Here is a 16,705-nt window from a genome sequence, read left to right as displayed (position 1 = left end):
AGCATCACCGACAAAAGGCTGCCTCATCGCTAACTTTGCAACAGTGCCTGTCGATGTGGGTTCCATCCGGCGCACCGACCTGAAAGGGGTCGGCACCACCGCCGGCGGGAAGGATTTTAATATCGACCTGCAGTGCAGCGGCGGCCTGAGTGAAACGGGATATGCCAACATTAGCACCTCGTTCTCCGGTACCCTGGCCACCAGCACTACCGCTACCATGGGCGCCTTGCTGAATGAAAAAGCCGGCAGCGGGATGGCGAAAGGCATTGGCATCCAGGTGCTGAAGGATGGCTCCCCGCTGCAGTTTAATAATAAATACACCGTCGGCCGCTTGAATAATCAGGAGACCCGCTACATCACCATACCGCTGCACGCGCGTTTTTATCAGTATGGCCCGACGACCAGCACCGGCGAGGTGGAGTCGCATATGATCTTTAACCTGACGTACGATTAATACGGGAGGGGGAATGAAGGGATTGCCGAAAAACACTATCGCGTGGCTGCTATTTTGCGGCAGCCTCGCCGCCCCCTCGGCGTGGGGTTTTGAGACCAATTACGATCGCGGACGGGTCGATTTTGCCGGGCGGGTGACGGATATTTCCTGTAGCATCGCGCTAAACGGCGGCCAGCATGCCGGCAGCGGTAATGTCTGGCTGGCGCCGGTCAGCCTGGCGGAAGTCCACGATCGCGGTGCCGGGGCGTTTATGAAACCGCAGCCGTTTACCCTGGCACTGTCAAACTGCCAGCTGCGCCATGATGGTGGGGCAGCCTCGCAGGATGAGGTGCGTCGGGTCAGCGTGCGCTGGGTCGATGGTTTTTTACTGACGGCGGTCGGTAACGAAAACGCCGGGTATCTGGCCAATACCTTGCCGGATGGAGCGCAGAATATTTATCTGGCGCTATCGACTAACGATAATAATACGCTGGATAAGAGTAATAAAATTGTCCCGGCGGACCCGCAGCAAAATCAGGTGCGTTTGCAGGAAAGCGCGGTCAGCGGCGGCCTGTTCACCTATTACGTTGGCTATGTTTCGCCAACGCCGAAAAGCGCCACCAGCGGGCCGATTACCAGCTGGGCAACGTGGGAATTAGTTTATAATTAAGTGACGTTAAAAAGCCGGGAATTCCCGGCTTTTTTTACATGGCAATATCATCGGCGACCAGTTGTTCAATACTGACTTCCCGCCAGTAATGTCCCTGGATAGCAAACCACTCCATTCCCTGCAGCCATTCTTTATGGGCTTCGCTTTCGACACCTTCAATAATCACATTATGATGGTTGCGCGATAAAAAGGTCACCAGCGCATCCATCAGCTGGCGGCCGGACTCTTTGCGCATCAGGTGCCAGAAAAAATCCTTATCAATTTTCACATAGTCAAAGTGATAACCGCGAATAGCGTTAATTCCCGCGTAGCCGGAGCCGAAGTCGTCGAGCCACAGTGAGGTATCCTGTGAGCTCTGCCAGGCGGCAAGAGAATTATGCAGCAGATTCTCGGCGTTTTCGGTTACCTCGAAATGGACGCAGGTCAGGGCGGCGACTTTGGCTTTTATATCCTTCTGGCGCAACAGGTTCAGGATATGGTCATCAACGTTAATTGTTGCGGAAATATGGTTACGTAAAAACCAGGCTTTATGCTTTTCAATCAGTGCCAGTTGTTCGAGAAAAATACGTTCACGAACGGCGGCGGTAGCATGGCGGAAAAAATCTTCGGGGGAAATAGAAAGATTATCAAAGCGGCTTAAGCATTCCACCGCGACCAGAGTACCTTGTGGGGAAAACATTTTCTGAAAGACGTAGCGTACAGCGATATCATTACGAGATAAAATGTTGTCTTCGAATATTTTAGTGTTCATTATCCCTCTTCACGAGGTAAGTCAAACAATAGGCAGAGGATACATTAATTATAGGCTACCTGATGATTAATGGGAATGGCGGGAAATGTAAATCAACAGCGAATAAGTACGCTTTATCCGCTACTGATTTACCGGGAGAACATTTAGCATTGATGGAGAGCGGCAATACGCTGATTCATAGTGCGGGAATTAGGTGATGCTGCCAACTTACTGATTTAGTGTATGATGGTGTTTTTGAGGTGCTCCAGTGGCTTCTGTTTATATCAGCTGTCCCTCCTGTTCAGTTACTGACGGGGTGGTGCGTAATGGCAAAAGCACTGCCGGACATCAGCGCTATCTCTGCTCTCACTGCCGTAAAACATGGCAACTGCAGTTCACTTACACCGCTTCTCAGCCCGGTACGCACCAGAAAATCATTGATATGGCCATGAATGGCGTTGGATGCCGGGCAACCGCCCGCATTATGGGCGTTTGCCTCAACACCATTTTGCGCCATTTAAAAAACTCAGGCCGCAGTCGGTAACCTCGCGCATACAGCCGGGCAGTGACGTCATCGTCTGCGCGGAAATGGACGAACAGTGGGGCTATGTCGGGGCTAAATCGCGCCAGCGCTGGCTGTTTTACGCGTATGACAGGCTCCGGAAGACGGTTGTTGCGCACGTATTCGGTGAACGCACTATGGCGACGCTGGGGCGTCTTATGAGCCTGCTGTCACCCTTTGACGTGGTGATATGGATGACGGATGGCTGGCCGCTGTATGAATCCCGCCTGAAGGGAAAGCTGCACGTAATCAGCAAGCGATATACGCAGCGAATTGAGCGGCATAACCTGAATCTGAGGCAGCACCTGGCACGGCTGGGACGGAAGTCGCTGTCGTTCTCAAAATCGGTGGAGCTGCATGACAAAGTCATCGGGCATTATCTGAACATAAAACACTATCAGTAAGTTGGAGTCATTACCTGCCGATTGAAGCGCGTTTACATCGTGAAATTACGGGAATGCTGAAAAGTATCACGTTGAGCCGCAGCGCAACCGGGAAATACTACGCGTCGTTACTCTGTGACGATGGGATGGAAGCGCCGGCAAAGCCCGCATTGATATCAAATGTGACAGGGCTGGATATGGGGCTGGCGCATTTTGTCATCAAATCGGACGGCAATAAAATTGCCAGTCCCCGCCACCTAATCAATGCAAGTCGCAACCTGCGCCGGAAGCAGAAAGCACTGTCCCGTAAGAAAAAAGGGAGCGCAAACAGGCGCAAAGCCAGAATACAACTTGCAGCCGTTCACGAACGGGTAGCCAGTGCCCGTGCCGATTTCCAGCACAAGTTATCTCGCGCAATTGTTGACGAAAACCAAGCGGTAATTGTCGAGACATTGAAAACGGCAAATATGATGAAAAATCACCATCTGGCTCGTGCGATAGGCGATGCTGGATGGTCTGGATTCATCACAAAACTGGAATACAAAGCAACAGAGAAAGGTGTGCATCTGGTGAAACTGGATCAATGGTTCGCCAGTTCGAAAACCTGCCACTGCTGCGGTCACAAAATGTCGGAGATGCCATTACATAAGCGCATCTGGCAGTGTCCAGAGTGTGGAGTTGAACATGACCGCGATATCAATGCGGCGCTCAACATCAAACGCAAGGGCATACTGGAATTACAAGCGGCGGGGCTCGTCGTTTCTGCCCATGGAGGCCAGCGTAAATCCGTCACACAGACGGTTGCGGCTTAAGAAGTGGGAAGCCTCGCCCGACAGGGCGGGGGGCAGTCACGGATCATGTTTGCTGCAACATTTCTTCTGGTGTGGATATTCACCCTTCCAGGTGATTTCTATAGAAAAAAAGCCAGACATTGATACAATCGCTGCGGGTGCTTGAGGCTATCTGCTTCAGGCATTACCCGACAAGCAGATAGAAGAAAGCCCCAGATAACATTACGCGTCCTGCAAGACGCTTAACATTAATCTGAGGCAATATCTATGCTTAGCATACGTAGATTAGCCTCTTACCGACCAAAAGGTCAAGGAGAAGCAGGCTATGAAGCAGCAAAAAGCGATATTAATCGCTCTGATCGTCATCTGTTTAACCGTCATAGTGACGGCACTGGTAACGAGGAAAGACCTCTGCGAGGTACGAATCCGAACCGGCCAGACGGAGGTCACTGTCTTCACAGCCTACGAATCTGAAAGGTAAGAGACCTGGCGGGGAGAGATCCCCACCACTCTTCGTGTGTCAGGTATCCTCAATGCACCCTTTCCTCTCCAAATAAAAAAGCTCCCGAAGGAGCTTTAAAATACAAGGGATGACTCTTAATCCCAATCAATCCAGTTGTAGACGATACGAAGTGACGGGCGCACAGCAGCAGTCACATCTTCGGTACTAAAGTCGATTGCATCACTGTAGATTTTGCAGTCCAACATTTCAATTGTTGTAGCAGCTTTTGTCACAGCGTTAACCCCGGAAGATTTGGATTCAGGGGTAGCAGCCATCGTGATATCAACATAGTCTTTCTCTGCAATGCGATCCTTAATGAACTGAAGAATATCGCCTTCGATAGTCTCCACGCACTGGACCTGGATTTCCCCAGAGTTTCGAATTGGACCGTGCTGGTTGAACTTCACACCATTCGGACCATAGTCCTCCACATCCTCGCGGGTCATTTCAGGAATTTGCGATGTGCGAACCGGTACGCTGATATCTTCATGGCCTGCAAAAGTGAGCTGGAATTCAGAAGATACCAGTCGTTCGCCTTTGGCCGCGTTGGCAGTATAGCGGCCCTTAATAAATTTACGGTTTCCCTTAGTGTTATTGTGCCCCATATAAAATCCTTTTACTGGAACGCCCGAACAATATCGGAGCTGTTATATATCGAAGAACCGGTCAACTGGAGGTTGACGGTGTTTTTCAGGAAATGCCCATTACTATCCCTGGGGGCATCGAGATCGAAACTAAGGTCCTGGATAGCGACATCAATGATGTTGATCCGGCGACCAATGTTTAGCGTCACACGCTCCGGGATTCGACCACCAATACTAGCGTCTTTAAGTTCCGGGCTAATCATTGCTGACAACGCGGCGATAGCACCTGAAACTTCCGTATATGGGTTAAACAAAGCAATGAAAGTTACTGGCAGCGTGAAAGTCGGCGGTGTCCCCCCTTCCCAAACCATTAAGCTGTTCCAACGGGCAACTGACGTTGTTTCAGTACCAACCTGCGCAAAACCACTGAAGGCACCAGCAACAGAACCCATAGACATACCGGTAAACGGCGCTTCCCAATTCTGGGCCAGATTCATTGCCGCCCCCTGGCTGATATATCCGGTAACCTGGTACTGAGAGTTCGTTAAAGTAACTTTCAGAAATGGCGATACACCGTCAGCCTGGCTGTAAACCCCAAAAGGTATAGGTGCCATTCAAGTTAAAGGCCGGAGTTCTCCGGCCTCCTCCTTTAGCCGAGGCGCTTACGGCGCAGTTTCATTGACTTTTTGCGGGCCAGTTTTGCCGCGCCGGTCTGGGCTTTACGACGCGCTTTTTTCAGCGCCGATTTTTGAGCCGCAGTCAGACGTTTTTTACGCAGACGTTTACGGATGAGCTTGATCTCACCGTTACGAACAACCTTCTTAAATGCTTCAGTCAGCATTTCATCAGAAGTGCCAGCAACAACAAACGCCGCTTCCAGTTCGTCGCGGTCGTCGCTATCCAAACCAGCGATAGCGGAACCAACATCAGCAGCTGCGTCGTCGTCTTCATCGTCGGTCAATGCTTCGATCAGGTCATCATCTACACCGCATGCTGCGAGGAAGTCAGCAACATTTGCCCATGCTTCGTTATAGGCATCGTCCTGTTCTTCTGTAACTTCGGTATCGTCGTCGTCAGAGATACCAGCGATAGCCTGAACGAAACCATCAAGGGAGTCGAAAGTCAGATCACCGCTATCAGCCCAGGCGAAAACGGCATCGGCCGCATTACTCAACGCATTCTGCATAGCACTTCGATTTGCAGCTTCCAGAATCATCTTGTGCGCCTGTTCGACGGTCCATTCTTTACCTTCTTTTCCTTCCAGGATTTGCTCAGGTGCCGGGTCAGATTGAACGTTCTCGTTAATCTGTGCCGCCGGTTCCGGATTATTATTAATCACCGGTTCGGTTGGCGGTTGGGCACTTACACGGGCAGATTCCATCAACTGCACCGGATCAGCGTTCAAAGCGAAACGGGACAGTCCATTCCCCAAAAATGCCCCGGATTGAAAAAAGTTTTTGCTCATTGTATTCCCTTACTTAATAAGCAGCGGTACGCCATGGATACGACGGGCTACGCCAGTCGGGCAGCAGGCCCAGACTACTTCCCATTTATCGAATTCCGCCTGCGTAACTTTCAGCACATACGGTTCTGTACCGTCAGCATCAGGATCACGAGGAGCCACCAGAGCGCCGGAGGCGACAAAGCGATCTAAAAGTTTGGTCATCCCTTTAGTCAGGCCAGCCGCAGTAATACCGTCCGGGCTATGCTTCATCTGTCGGGCTAACTGGACAAAGAAACGGCTGATTGCATTCATCAGGGATGGGACGTGCTGGAAGTGCAGATAGTTATCCTGCGTGCAGCAAGTTAAAGCATCGTCGATGATCATCTGGCCAGAGGTGCCAACAGATACTTTATTGAGACGGCCCTTGACCATTGCTTCTTCGTCCGGGGTATCTTCCGGATACAGCGGTTGAATTGACGCACGAGCAATGACGGCACGTTCTTCACCAGCCGGTGAGTAATGCCAACCGCCGACATCAGAGTTTTTCTTGACGCCACGAGCTTTCGCCGCATACGCCGCGCCAGACAGACCGAAGACCACACGGGATTGGGTCCATTTGTCTTTGCAGGAGAACGGGAAGTGATAGACAGCACAGCTTACATAATCGGTACCAAGTAAACCGGTATCTTCAACAGCAGAGATCGCTTCCGTGTACGTCAATGTCGGTTTGACATCAAAGAAGCCATCAATCAGGCGATCTGCACAGATTTTACCTAATGCGGTGATAGCCGCATTGTCATAGCAGCCCAAGCCAAGAACAGCGGTGTACATGTACGGCGCATTGTTCAGCACTTTCACCGCACGCAGGTACGCAGCGGTTGAGATTTTCGACTGATCACCGTTGGTACCACCAGTGAACGCCAACGATTTTTTGTTTGTTACTTTCGCTGTAGAAATCAGATCTTCATTAACAACCGCGCGCAGATATTTAGAACGGGCTTCCAGAGCCGTAGGCAGATAACACAAGCGGCCCATGTCATCTTTCGCTTCTTCCACCAAAGACACAGTGTGTGTCTCCAGGGTCGTTACCACACCGAGCGAAGTCGTCTGGGTTAGTTTTAAGAGGAAGCGTTCATTACCCGCGCTGTCCGCTGTTGCCGTTTCGATGGTTAACTCACGGGTAGGTGAAATACACGGATCACCATCATCAACGTAGATAGCAAAGGCTTCGCCGCTATCAAGTTCAATTTCAGAACCATATGGCAACGCAGTGTAAGCCGGTTCGCCTGATTCATCGAACATAATAATCGGGAACTTCGCATCATCCGGAACAGCACGGACAACATAACCAGACGTTTGCTGAATAGCTTCGTACACATGGCGAATTGGTTCGAACTGTGAGCCGGAAGACGGCTTCAGCGGTTCGCCGAGAACATCTTCGTAATTGGACTCAGTAACCGCAAGAACAGTAAACGGCTTGCCACGCGCAAATACGCCAATACCAGCCCACAAGCTGCTATTTAATGCAACACCGGTAGATAACGTCGCATCGGCATTGATCGGGCTAACCGCGACGCCGGATGCATTACCTAATGACTGTTGAATTGAATATTGAGACATAACTTTCCCTGTTATGCGCCCCGCACGGGGGCGCTATGTTAAACGGAGAACTTCCCCTGATTACTCAGAGTCACCGGCATCAATCGTGTCGCCGCTTATAAAGTTAAGCCCGCCTTTTTTGGCCATTGTCAGCGTTACACGAGTGAAGTAATCAGCGCCGTTGCGTGGGTGCATATCGTTGATAGCCGAACCCCACAGTGTGGTACGGTTGACCAGCGCCGGAGTGGTCGGATGCTGGAACGGGATAGCCGGGACAGCATCACCAGTCACGAAGCCTGCTTTACCCGGATTTTCATCACGGACGTAGCACAGCACATCCATCGAGCTGAACTGAATGTTCTCTGTCGTTAAGTTCTTACAAATACCAGCAGGTACTTCGTACACTTTTACGTTACCGAACAGGGTACCGATGTAGTGAACATACGGAGTCTGGATATAGTCTTCGGCTGGCTGGAAGAAATCCTTCGGCAACTGTTTGAAGAAAGATGCTGCATCAGCACCAGCAAACATCCCCATCGCACCAGAAGATTTAACGCGCTCAATAATGTCGCGATATACAGTCTGGAATTTTCCACGAATGATGGTTGCCCATACATCAAAGGACTGGTTAACCGGCAGAGCGATGTCAAAGGTGTCGGTCGCAAGAGTGCGCCAGATCATGATGCGAAGACGCAGCATATCCTGTTCATGAGACAGGTATTCCTTCAGGGTGCGGAACTGTAGGGAACCCAGGTCCAGACCAAATTCACGCTGTGCTTCATACGCCGCCTATACCGTGTGCTCAGCCGCGATAACGAACTGACTTGGGAACAGGGTGTATTTCTTCATTTCGTGGTTGATCAGCGGGATCAGCTCAGGAGCGGCTTCAATATTGATTTCCGTCTCAATTGCGATCTCAGTGCCTTTATCCGGCGCTTTGGAGAACGACAGGGCAATCTGACCAATGTTGTAGTTCAGAGAGCAGGTAACAGTGATTTGCTCACCAGCAGCATTAGTAAACGAGTGAAGTAGGCTGCCGGAACCGTTATCAACAACAGACTTAATACGGTTAACGTAGATGTTAGTGCGACCTTTTCGGATTGGTACATTCTGGCCTTCGAAGTCTTCCATCTTGAAGGTTGCGGTTTTGCTGGTGCCATCGGAGCTTGCCACCAGCACATAGCGGCGGCGTAACTGGCTGTACACACCGACGGATTGCATGTCCAGAACATCACCAGCAGCATAAGAACCAAAAGAGGAACCTGCCACGTTAAAGACTTCATAGATGTCGGACTGGTCACGCGTAACCGGAATGAAGGTACACGCATCAGCGGTAGCTGCCCCCAACTGAACAGGCAGGATCATCGCGAGGAATAAAGGCAGACGCATAACACCGTCAGAAACGCTCATCATCTCTGCTGCGACGGATTCCAGCATCGCTTTATTAGTGGCATCCATGCTATTGCGGGTGGACTCAATCAGGCAGTTTTCCAGCGTCTGGTGGCAGGAGGCCAGAATTTCCGGACGCGGCATAGATTTATGTGCTGCGGCGTAGTCAGCCAGTGCACTTGCCCACGCGGTAGCAATTTGAGCGGTGGCATTATCAGAGATACCCGCAAAAATTGGGTCTTTACGTGCAGCTTCAAGGATAGATGCGGCACGCGCGGCATCATCTTTGATGAATTGGTTATCAGTACCGAACTGTGCTGTACTTGCCCAGCCAAGAACGGCTTTAGAGCGTTTTGCGATATCTGCAATACGATTCTGGTATTCGCGTAAGTTACTCAAGTTACTCATCCTTAAACACAAGGCACTTGTGTGAATCCCTTTTCGGAAGAGATTTTATTGAAAGTCACTTGTTGACTTTCTCGCGAAAAGTAATTTTTTAAATTTTTTGTGCGGGGAAGTGGACGGTGAATGCAGGCGTTAAATTGTGGGAATTTCAGTCTGAAACCCCCCTAAAAAACACATGCAAATCACAAGGTTAGCAATGAAATCGGTGCGGGACATTTTAGGAAGGGGAGGGGCTAACACCACCTCCCACCAGCGGGATTATTCCCCAGCAGACATTTTCCCAATGATTTTTTTTATTGCTTCGTCAATTTCAGTTTGCACTTCAGACGGGAGTCTGGAGAACTCGTAGGCGACAACCCGTTTTTTCGGATCGGACTTCTTTCGAGCATATTGGCGACGGTCAGAGAAGTCTCGCAGCTTCTCAACCACCACAGATTTAACCGGCGCGGGCTTCAGGCTTTTGCTTTCCGCTTTGAAGATAGCCAGTATCTTCGCTTTATCCTCTTTCGCGCCCTCAGTCTCTGCAATTCGCTCGCGCACCGTATCAACCAGATCTCCAATCGGTACGTTTTTGGCGTTAGCATCTTCGGAGATCTGGAGCAGCAACTGGTAATCAGGCAGGGCGAGATCGCTGGCAACAGGGAAGACAGCAATCATCTCATCCGGCACCGCCGCAGCCTGGAAAGCTCGCGTCACTTTAGCCTTTGAGATGTTCTCAGCTCGGGCGATCTCTTCTTTGGTCATATTCTTGCCGTACATAACCTCGAAGCGTTTACCCAGCTCGCGCAGAGTGTGTTCGCGGGCTGTCTGGATATCAATGGCCAGCTGGCGGGCATCCGCCAGGCTGATCTCATCTTTCGTCACCAGAATCTCAAATTTCGTTTCATTGAAGATACACGCAGCGCGGCGACGTGATCCGTCCAATACCTCAATGCGCTCCCCAACCATACGACCGATAGCCGGGAAGAACTGTTGCAATTTAATGGTGCGGGAAATATCGCTTACCGACTCAGGGGTGAGCAGAGACTGATCGCGGCCGTTAACTGCCGGGTCAACGAACGTGCGCGACTCAATCTCACCACTCAGCACAACGGTAAGCAAAAATTTAGCCTGGCGACCAGATTTTAGGGTAAAGGTTTTGGTGCCTTCACTGCCTTCAAGCATGCGAGCAAACTCGGAGCTATTCTTGCCCAGCACTCGTCCACGGGAAACTATTTTTTTCATGCCGCCTCACCCCTAACAAACTCAATTCGATCAAACACAGCCTTAGTGAAACGCTCGGCCTCGGTTCGTGCCTTCTTCAGCGCCTCTGCACTGCCTGGATACGATTGCGGGTTGGCACTGATTACGGTGTCGAAAGACTCGCCGCATCGCTCAAAGCCATCCAGACGAGGCAGAGAAGAGTCCAGAATGTTGCTGGCGTAAACCTCACGCGCAAGGCTGTGTGATGTCTCGTGATCGCGCTTGCCGGTCATCTTCGACATAAAACCAATGCTGGCGCTCAAACGCGGTTCTACGCCTTCCTCCTCCAGTTGCTCCAGCATTTCTGGCAGACGGGTGAGATATTTCAGTGTTGAGTGGAAGTCAACCTGGGCTGGTGGGGTAGGGGTAAGCAGCAAATCGCTGGCCGCCAGACCGTTGAGCAGGAACGGATCCAGGTGTGGACCGGTATCAATAAAGATAAAGTCATAATCATCCGCAACACGATCAATGATATTGCGTCGAAGGATTTCGTACTGATTTTGTCCGGGAAGATGCTCTTCAACCAGCTCTTTCCATTGGCTGGCAACAAAGCCATCGTCGATAGAGGCTGGAATCACGTCTACGCCAGGAACGATGGTCGGACGAATCACCTCTTTGCGTAGCGTCTCCGCGTCCAGGTCGTTCAGCATCGCCTGCGCGGCGGTTTCCAGGATGGAACCAATACTGTGAGTATGGTCGAGGAACATTGTGCTGGATGCCTGAGGGTCAAGGTCAATTACCAGAATGCGCAGATCGTGACGCAGTAAATCCTGATGCACACGCAGAGCGTGCGCCAACGTTACTGTGGAAACCGTTTTGGATACGCCACCCTTCAGGTTTACGACAAAAATAACGTAAGGCGATTTGTGAATGTCGCGATATTTGGGGATCTTACGGTGGGCATAGATATCAATGACGTTCTGGATGGTCAGCGCGTACTGTTCAACGTTACCGACCTGTTTCTTGTTGAACTGGTACCCATCATCTTCCATCTCTTTGATGGCCTGCTCCACAATGCGGCGGCTCAGCTTCGGCAACTTTGCCACAGCGTTACGAGTGAACGTCTGATAATACTCGGTCTGATTGAACTCTTTACGCTGATCTTCAATATCCTGACTCATGGCCTTAAGTAATGCGCTTGCACGAAGAGCTATGGTGCCGACACCGCCGTAATCGCGTTTCATCATCATCTCCTTATCATTTAGTATGAGTGAATTGTACGTTTGATTCTGCTACGTGCAACTTTTTTTGATTCGTGCGCCAATTATTGCACGTAAAGAAATGGCGATGAGGTTATTAGATGTGTGCTGGAGGGATGATGCAGGACCAGAATGTGCGATAGAGGGAAGTCGCATTGAATTATGTGCTGTGGAGGGATCGCTGGTATCAAATATGTGTGCTGGAGGGAAAGATAGAAGATTAGATGTGCGCTGGAGGGAAACTTGGATGGTTAGATGTGTGCTGGAGGGAATGTCTGGGCAAACTGCGTGGCGCAACCCTCCAGCGCACACCAAAAACAGGAAAATGGGCAGGCATTCCCGGCAGCGCACATTTTTCAAATGCAGCTGCCCTCCAGCACACACTTATTCGGGAAGTTTCAGCTTTGGATTGCGAGAATGGACGATTACAAAACTTTCCCGGCCTTTCTTCTCAATTGAACAGTCGAGATAGCCGATTGTTTTAAGCTGTTCTATCGCTTTCTTAATGATACGGTTTTGCTCGCCAACAGCTGACTGCAAAGCCAGGCGCTCACGGATTCGCGCGAACGATAGCGGCAACGGGTTCTGCGGAAGGCTTTCGATGAAAGTGTAAATGGCTTGTGCAGCTTCTTTCTTCGGAAGGGCACGCAAGGCGTGGTGTTGCAACAGAACGCGATAATCAAGCTGGAACAGCTCCCACAGCTTCGAATCAGCCTCCAGTTCTATCAGATCAAGGTCAGCATCAAAACGCCCGACCTTCAGCAGACCAGTCTGATAGCCGCCTTTAGCATCTTTTCCGCGCTTAAAAGCGATACCCTTGTTACGCAAGCGTCCAAGTGATTCATGAATGGTTAAACGCAGTTTCGCATCCAGACGTTTTGAGGGGAAACCACAGGCTTTAGCGAATTCCTGAAACGATAACTGGATGGTGTTTGAGGACAAGCCGTATTTGCTGAACGCGTAGATGACACCGATCCACGTTTTGAAATCAGTATCCATATCGAGTCGAGGACCGGTGATTTTAATATCATCGTAACCCTCGGCTTTAGCTATCTCCAGCTGGGAAAACGCTTTGGTGGCATCAATCTCTTTACTTTCTCCTTTGCTCTTTGATGGCTTCGGCACGAATACCCCCAAACGCATCAACGCTACAGGCTGCACAGTGTTGTTTGAATTAACTGTTAGTTCTTTTGCCTTACTTTCAATGTCTGCGTAAAGAATATCGGATATAAAAGATTGATTCATATTGCTTTTTCCGAATTATGTGGATAGTTTTTATCAGTGATGATAACTACCCTGGCTTTCCCGTCAGCACACATCCTATATCCCGCCAGCACACATTAGCAACCCGTCAGCACACATTTTTTTCCCTCCAGCGCACATCGTTTTCCCTCCAGCACACATCGCGAAAGGCTTCTAAGCCAGACGGGACGCGGCCTACGACGATCAGGGATCTATATGGATCTAATTGGGATCTGTATGGACCTGATTATTGGATCTATCCAGTGGATAATGTGGATAAGTGAAAAAACCGGCCAACGTAGCCGGTTGGAAGGGAGTCGTATTATTCTACGCTTTCGATGAGAAGACCATGTTCATAGCATTTAAGCTCATCGCCCTCGTACAGGAATTGGTATCCAATTGAAGTGGTTTACTGAATTTGGCCACCTGAACAGAGGTGATATGCTCACCTCAGAACAACACAAGTGCCATAATGAAAAAAAGAAATTTCAGCGCAGAGTTTAAACGCGAATCCGCTCAACTGGTCGTTGACCAGAACTATACCGTGGCAGATGCAGCCAGCGCTATGGATGTCGGCCTTTCCACAATGACGCGATGGGTGAAACAATTACGTGATGAGCGGCAGGGAAAAACACCAAAAGCCTCCCCCATTACCCCGGAACAAATTGAAATCCGTGAGCTCAGAAAAAAGCTACAACGTATTGAAATGGAAAATGAAATATTAAAAAAGGCTACTGTAGATTCAATTGGTCAACGCAACAGTTATGTGAAAACATGGGGTTGCGGAGGTTTTTTGAATGAGACGAACATTTACAGCAGAGGAAAAAGCCTCTGTTTTTGAACTATGGAAGAACGGAACAGGCTTCAGTGAAATAGCGAATATCCTGGGTTCAAAACCCGGAACGATCTTCACTATGTTAAGGGGGACAGCGGGCAACAGTGCGGAGTGAACAGAGTCTGGCGACTGATGAAACGTATCGGGATAAAGGCTCAGGTCGGATACCGGAGCCCGCGGGCTCGTAAAGGCGAGGCCAGTATCGTGTCGCCCAACAGGCTTCAGTGACAGTTCAATCCGGATGCTCCGGATGAGCGTTGGGTAACGGACATAACCTACATAAGGACCCACGAAGGCTGGCTGTATCTTGCCGTGGTTGTTGATCTGTTCTCACGCAAAATTATCGGCTGGTCCATGCAATCCCGGATGACAAAAGACATTGTCCTGAACGCACTGCTGATGGCTGTATGGCGGCGTAATCCCCAAAAACAGGTGCTGGTTCATTCGGATCAGGGCAGTCAGTACACAAGCCATGAATGGCAGTCGTTCCTGAAATCACACGGCCTGGAGGGCAGCATGAGCCGTCGCGGTAACTGCCATGATAATGCGGTTGCAGAAAACACAACCCGCTACGGGGGAGACTTACCCGAAATCTGATTTATTCAACAAAGCCCGTTTTAGGGTAAGGACGTATGGGGCAGATCCTCTCTGTTCCGACCGGGTGAAGATAGAGAGCTAAACTAAATGCTGATTTCATACGCATCTTTTACATCTCCACCTTACTCCGTAGATTTTGAGTTGTGATATGATCGCTTTGCTGTAGGTGTTGTAGGGATGAAGGGAAGGAGGGTTTCGCAGATTCTCCGTTCCGGATGCTCTAAAACGCTGTCAGAGGGATGATAAGGCAAAAAAAAGAACCCCGAAGGGTTCTCTTTTTCGCCTCAGTCAGCGATTCGCAGTCGCTGCTGCTGCCCGAAACATGTACCGAAGTTCACGTTGTCGTTACTATAGCGAAGTAATGTTACCCCTGGGGTGATTCTACGTCAACGTGAGCCGGTAGTTCTTGCAACCTGCAATATGGATTAAGTCTATGGCTGAAGTGCTGACTGCTTTCATAAAAGCGCCGCGTATAACTCAGGTGCTGACCATCGTTCTGTGCCTAATCTTGCTGGCGCTACTGGTCACTCCGCACCTGTTCTAAGTGTAGAACCACCTAATAAAAAAGCCGCTTATGCGGCTTTTTTTATTCGGTATCAATGTACGGCAAAGTCACTTTTGACTGTAACAGGCACCACATGGGAGAGGTCGATCTCCTTGCGGGCGCGGCTAAGGTCATAGGTCGCCTGCATTGCCAGCCAGAGTCGAGCTGCGATTCCTAAACCTGCCTCAAGTTTAAGAGCCATTTCAGGACTGATTGCCGCTTTACCTGCCGAGACTTTACTCAGCGCAGAAGGGGAAACATCGAGGTTACGGGCAAGGGCTCGTAAGCTGATTTCGTTATCCTCCAGGTATTCGGTAATCAATCCCCCTGGGTGTGGTGGGTTGAGCATCGTCATTAGTGGTAGTCCTCCAGATTCAGTATGTAGGCATCACCATCTGTAAACTCAAAGGTGATTCGCCAGTTCGCCCGAACGGTGATCGCATAAAGATTCTTCTTATCGCCTTTCAGGGGGTGAAATTTAAATCCCGGATAGGCGCGGAAATCTTCTGTTGTCGTCGCTTCGTCTAACATCAGGAGGCGAAGTTTTATTCTCTCCACATCCTTTGCCTGTACTCCGCTCGGATCGTCGTTCTCAAAGAGCTTTTGTAACCCTTTGTGCTTGAAACTTTTTATCATTATTGATTCCCTGTTTCTCAACGGGAAACATTATACCACGCGTTTCTCTTAGCGAAACACTTTTCTGCAAATAAATTGTGTTTCAAGGGAAGGCGCAAGGCGAAAAACAATAATATGCGCACTTAAAATGTACATTAATAGTACATAAAGAGTACCTTATGTGTACGGTTAATTGCGTTGTATTGTATTGCTAAATTACAGGGAAATCCTCGAACTCCCCCGTTCTGGCATCGGTAACGATGTGCGTCACCACGCCCCTGATCTCGATACCTTCATCCTCATTATCCGGCAGGGCGCGGACGTTCTCCGGCCTGTCCAGCTCCTGTAGACATCTTGCCGGATGGAGACGCAGTCGCATGATCCTGAATTCATCTTCCAGCACGCAGAGCACCAGGGTGCCGTCAACCGGCCGCGCGCCGAAATCCACGATCAGCAGCGAACCCGGCCTGATGCCCTCCCGGAACGAGGTGCAGTCGCTACGAAATAGGAACACGCCCGGACGCCCGGTTTTACAGTAGCTATCCAGCGAGAGGCGGCTTTCCTGGTAATCCATTGCCGGTGACGGAAACCCCATATCAGCGCCCTCCGTTCGGATTAAACAGCTGGAACGTCCGGTTCTCTCCCTCATTGGGCGAGACGTCCCGGAACACCGTCACATACGTTTCTATCCACTGGTTAGCCTGGCGGGGCGTCCAGTGCCAGTTGAACTTGTGAAGCTCCCGGACAAAGGCTGCGGTCGTGACGGTCTGACGGCCATCCTGTTCGCGGGTGATGGCCGCACGCCAGGCAGCGTCAATTTCATAGCGTCGTGGCATCAGATTTACCTCTTTATACTGTATATACATGGGTCTTCCCTTGTTGTGGTGGCTGAAGGCATGATAATGGTGTATTTAATCGCCAGAGGTCACCGCCATGGAC

General features: G+C 50.2%; 16 protein-coding genes and 5 pseudogenes. 8 read left to right on the top strand and 13 right to left on the bottom strand.

From position 1 onward, the window contains the following. Positions 1-454 (top strand): fimbrial protein (locus KCR01S_RS22805; protein ID WP_156478805.1); only part of this gene is annotated, 454 nt, incomplete at its 5' end. Positions 455-467: 13 nt separating this feature from the next. Beyond that, positions 468-1,103 carry a type 3 fimbria minor subunit MrkF gene (gene mrkF / locus KCR01S_RS22800; protein ID WP_000677445.1) on the top strand — a complete coding sequence of 212 codons (636 nt, stop codon included), beginning with the start codon at positions 468-470 and terminating at the stop codon, positions 1,101-1,103. Positions 1,104-1,137: 34 nt separating this feature from the next. Here mrkF and mrkJ read toward each other — a convergent pair whose 3' ends face one another. Then, complete coding sequence (gene mrkJ / locus KCR01S_RS22795; RefSeq protein ID WP_025714822.1) at positions 1,138-1,854, bottom strand: cyclic-di-GMP phosphodiesterase MrkJ; 717 nt, start codon at positions 1,852-1,854, stop codon at positions 1,138-1,140. A 247-nt stretch (positions 1,855-2,101) separates the two neighbouring features. Here mrkJ and KCR01S_RS22790 point away from each other — a divergent pair. The 3 genes and pseudogenes from KCR01S_RS22790 (at position 2,102) to hokD (ending at position 4,050) form a co-directional block, all read left to right on the top strand. Next, a protein-coding gene (locus KCR01S_RS22790) for an IS1 family transposase (protein WP_108702448.1) occupies positions 2,102-2,799 on the top strand; the annotation gives its coding sequence in 2 pieces (ribosomal slippage) (positions 2,102-2,351 and positions 2,351-2,799; 699 coding nt in all). A gap of 14 nt (positions 2,800-2,813) precedes the next feature. Continuing rightward, a pseudogene (locus tag KCR01S_RS22785) lies at positions 2,814-3,590 on the top strand (RNA-guided endonuclease InsQ/TnpB family protein); the annotation flags it as partial. Positions 3,591-3,894: 304 nt separating this feature from the next. Beyond that, a complete protein-coding gene (hokD, locus tag KCR01S_RS22780; protein WP_001352007.1) occupies positions 3,895-4,050 on the top strand; it encodes a type I toxin-antitoxin system toxin HokD in 156 nt (51 codons plus the stop codon). A gap of 116 nt (positions 4,051-4,166) precedes the next feature. On the opposite strand, the gene KCR01S_RS22775 is transcribed toward hokD, so the two are convergent. From KCR01S_RS22775 to repA, 8 genes and pseudogenes are all read right to left on the bottom strand, one after another. Beyond that, entirely contained in the window at positions 4,167-4,676 is a 510-nt protein-coding gene (locus tag KCR01S_RS22775) for a hypothetical protein (protein ID WP_023338081.1), read from the bottom strand. 11 nt (positions 4,677-4,687) lie between these two features. Next, a complete protein-coding gene (locus tag KCR01S_RS24670; protein WP_306173224.1) occupies positions 4,688-5,107 on the bottom strand; it encodes a hypothetical protein in 420 nt (139 codons plus the stop codon). 197 nt (positions 5,108-5,304) lie between these two features. Continuing rightward, positions 5,305-6,120 (bottom strand): hypothetical protein, encoded by an 816-nt coding sequence (locus KCR01S_RS22765; protein ID WP_023338079.1) that lies wholly within the window; start codon positions 6,118-6,120, stop codon positions 5,305-5,307. A gap of 9 nt (positions 6,121-6,129) precedes the next feature. Further along, on the bottom strand, positions 6,130-7,719 hold the full coding sequence (locus KCR01S_RS22760) for a hypothetical protein (protein WP_023338078.1): 1,590 nt from the start codon (positions 7,717-7,719) through the stop codon (positions 6,130-6,132). Positions 7,720-7,779: 60 nt separating this feature from the next. Next, positions 7,780-9,486, bottom strand: a pseudogene (locus tag KCR01S_RS22755) (hypothetical protein). Between the two features lie 264 nt (positions 9,487-9,750). Continuing rightward, on the bottom strand, positions 9,751-10,716 hold the full coding sequence (locus tag KCR01S_RS22750; RefSeq protein WP_023338075.1) for a ParB family protein: 966 nt from the start codon (positions 10,714-10,716) through the stop codon (positions 9,751-9,753). Beyond that, complete coding sequence (locus KCR01S_RS22745; protein WP_000817632.1) at positions 10,713-11,918, bottom strand: AAA family ATPase; 1,206 nt, start codon at positions 11,916-11,918, stop codon at positions 10,713-10,715. Before KCR01S_RS22745 ends, KCR01S_RS22750 begins: the two co-directional genes overlap by 4 nt. A 399-nt stretch (positions 11,919-12,317) precedes the next feature. Continuing rightward, positions 12,318-13,178 (bottom strand): replication protein RepA, encoded by an 861-nt coding sequence (gene repA / locus KCR01S_RS22740; RefSeq protein ID WP_001076427.1) that lies wholly within the window; start codon positions 13,176-13,178, stop codon positions 12,318-12,320. 469 nt (positions 13,179-13,647) lie between these two features. Between repA and KCR01S_RS25915 the strand changes: the two are divergent. From KCR01S_RS25915 to KCR01S_RS25905, 3 pseudogenes are all read left to right on the top strand, one after another. After that, positions 13,648-13,905: pseudogene (locus tag KCR01S_RS25915) on the top strand (transposase); the annotation flags it as partial. Between the two features lie 67 nt (positions 13,906-13,972). Next, positions 13,973-14,110 (top strand): annotated as a pseudogene (locus KCR01S_RS25910) (helix-turn-helix domain-containing protein); the annotation flags it as partial. After that, a pseudogene (locus KCR01S_RS25905) lies at positions 14,101-14,571 on the top strand (IS3 family transposase); the annotation flags it as partial. The pseudogenes KCR01S_RS25910 and KCR01S_RS25905, both read left to right, overlap by 10 nt. A 632-nt stretch (positions 14,572-15,203) precedes the next feature. On the opposite strand, the gene KCR01S_RS22720 reads toward KCR01S_RS25905, so the two are convergent. The 4 genes from KCR01S_RS22720 to KCR01S_RS22705 form a co-directional block, all read right to left on the bottom strand. Continuing rightward, positions 15,204-15,506 (bottom strand): HigA family addiction module antitoxin, encoded by a 303-nt coding sequence (locus KCR01S_RS22720; RefSeq protein ID WP_001698908.1) that lies wholly within the window; start codon positions 15,504-15,506, stop codon positions 15,204-15,206. After that, positions 15,506-15,787 (bottom strand): type II toxin-antitoxin system RelE/ParE family toxin, encoded by a 282-nt coding sequence (locus KCR01S_RS22715; RefSeq protein ID WP_021312774.1) that lies wholly within the window; start codon positions 15,785-15,787, stop codon positions 15,506-15,508. Before KCR01S_RS22715 ends, KCR01S_RS22720 begins: the two co-directional genes overlap by 1 nt. 190 nt (positions 15,788-15,977) lie before the next feature. After that, complete coding sequence (locus KCR01S_RS22710; protein ID WP_023338071.1) at positions 15,978-16,361, bottom strand: HumD family translesion DNA polymerase; 384 nt, start codon at positions 16,359-16,361, stop codon at positions 15,978-15,980. Between the two features lies 1 nt (position 16,362). Next, positions 16,363-16,602, bottom strand: a complete 240-nt coding sequence (locus KCR01S_RS22705) for a hypothetical protein (RefSeq protein WP_017694266.1) — start codon at positions 16,600-16,602, stop codon at positions 16,363-16,365. Positions 16,603-16,705 lie beyond the last annotated feature (103 nt).

The sequence above is a fragment of the Kluyvera cryocrescens NBRC 102467 genome, from assembly GCF_001571285.1.
Classification (GTDB): Bacteria; Pseudomonadota; Gammaproteobacteria; order Enterobacterales; family Enterobacteriaceae; genus Kluyvera; species Kluyvera cryocrescens.
The sequence above is the reverse complement of the archived record's forward strand: the minus strand, read 5'-3'. Positions and strand labels throughout refer to the sequence as shown.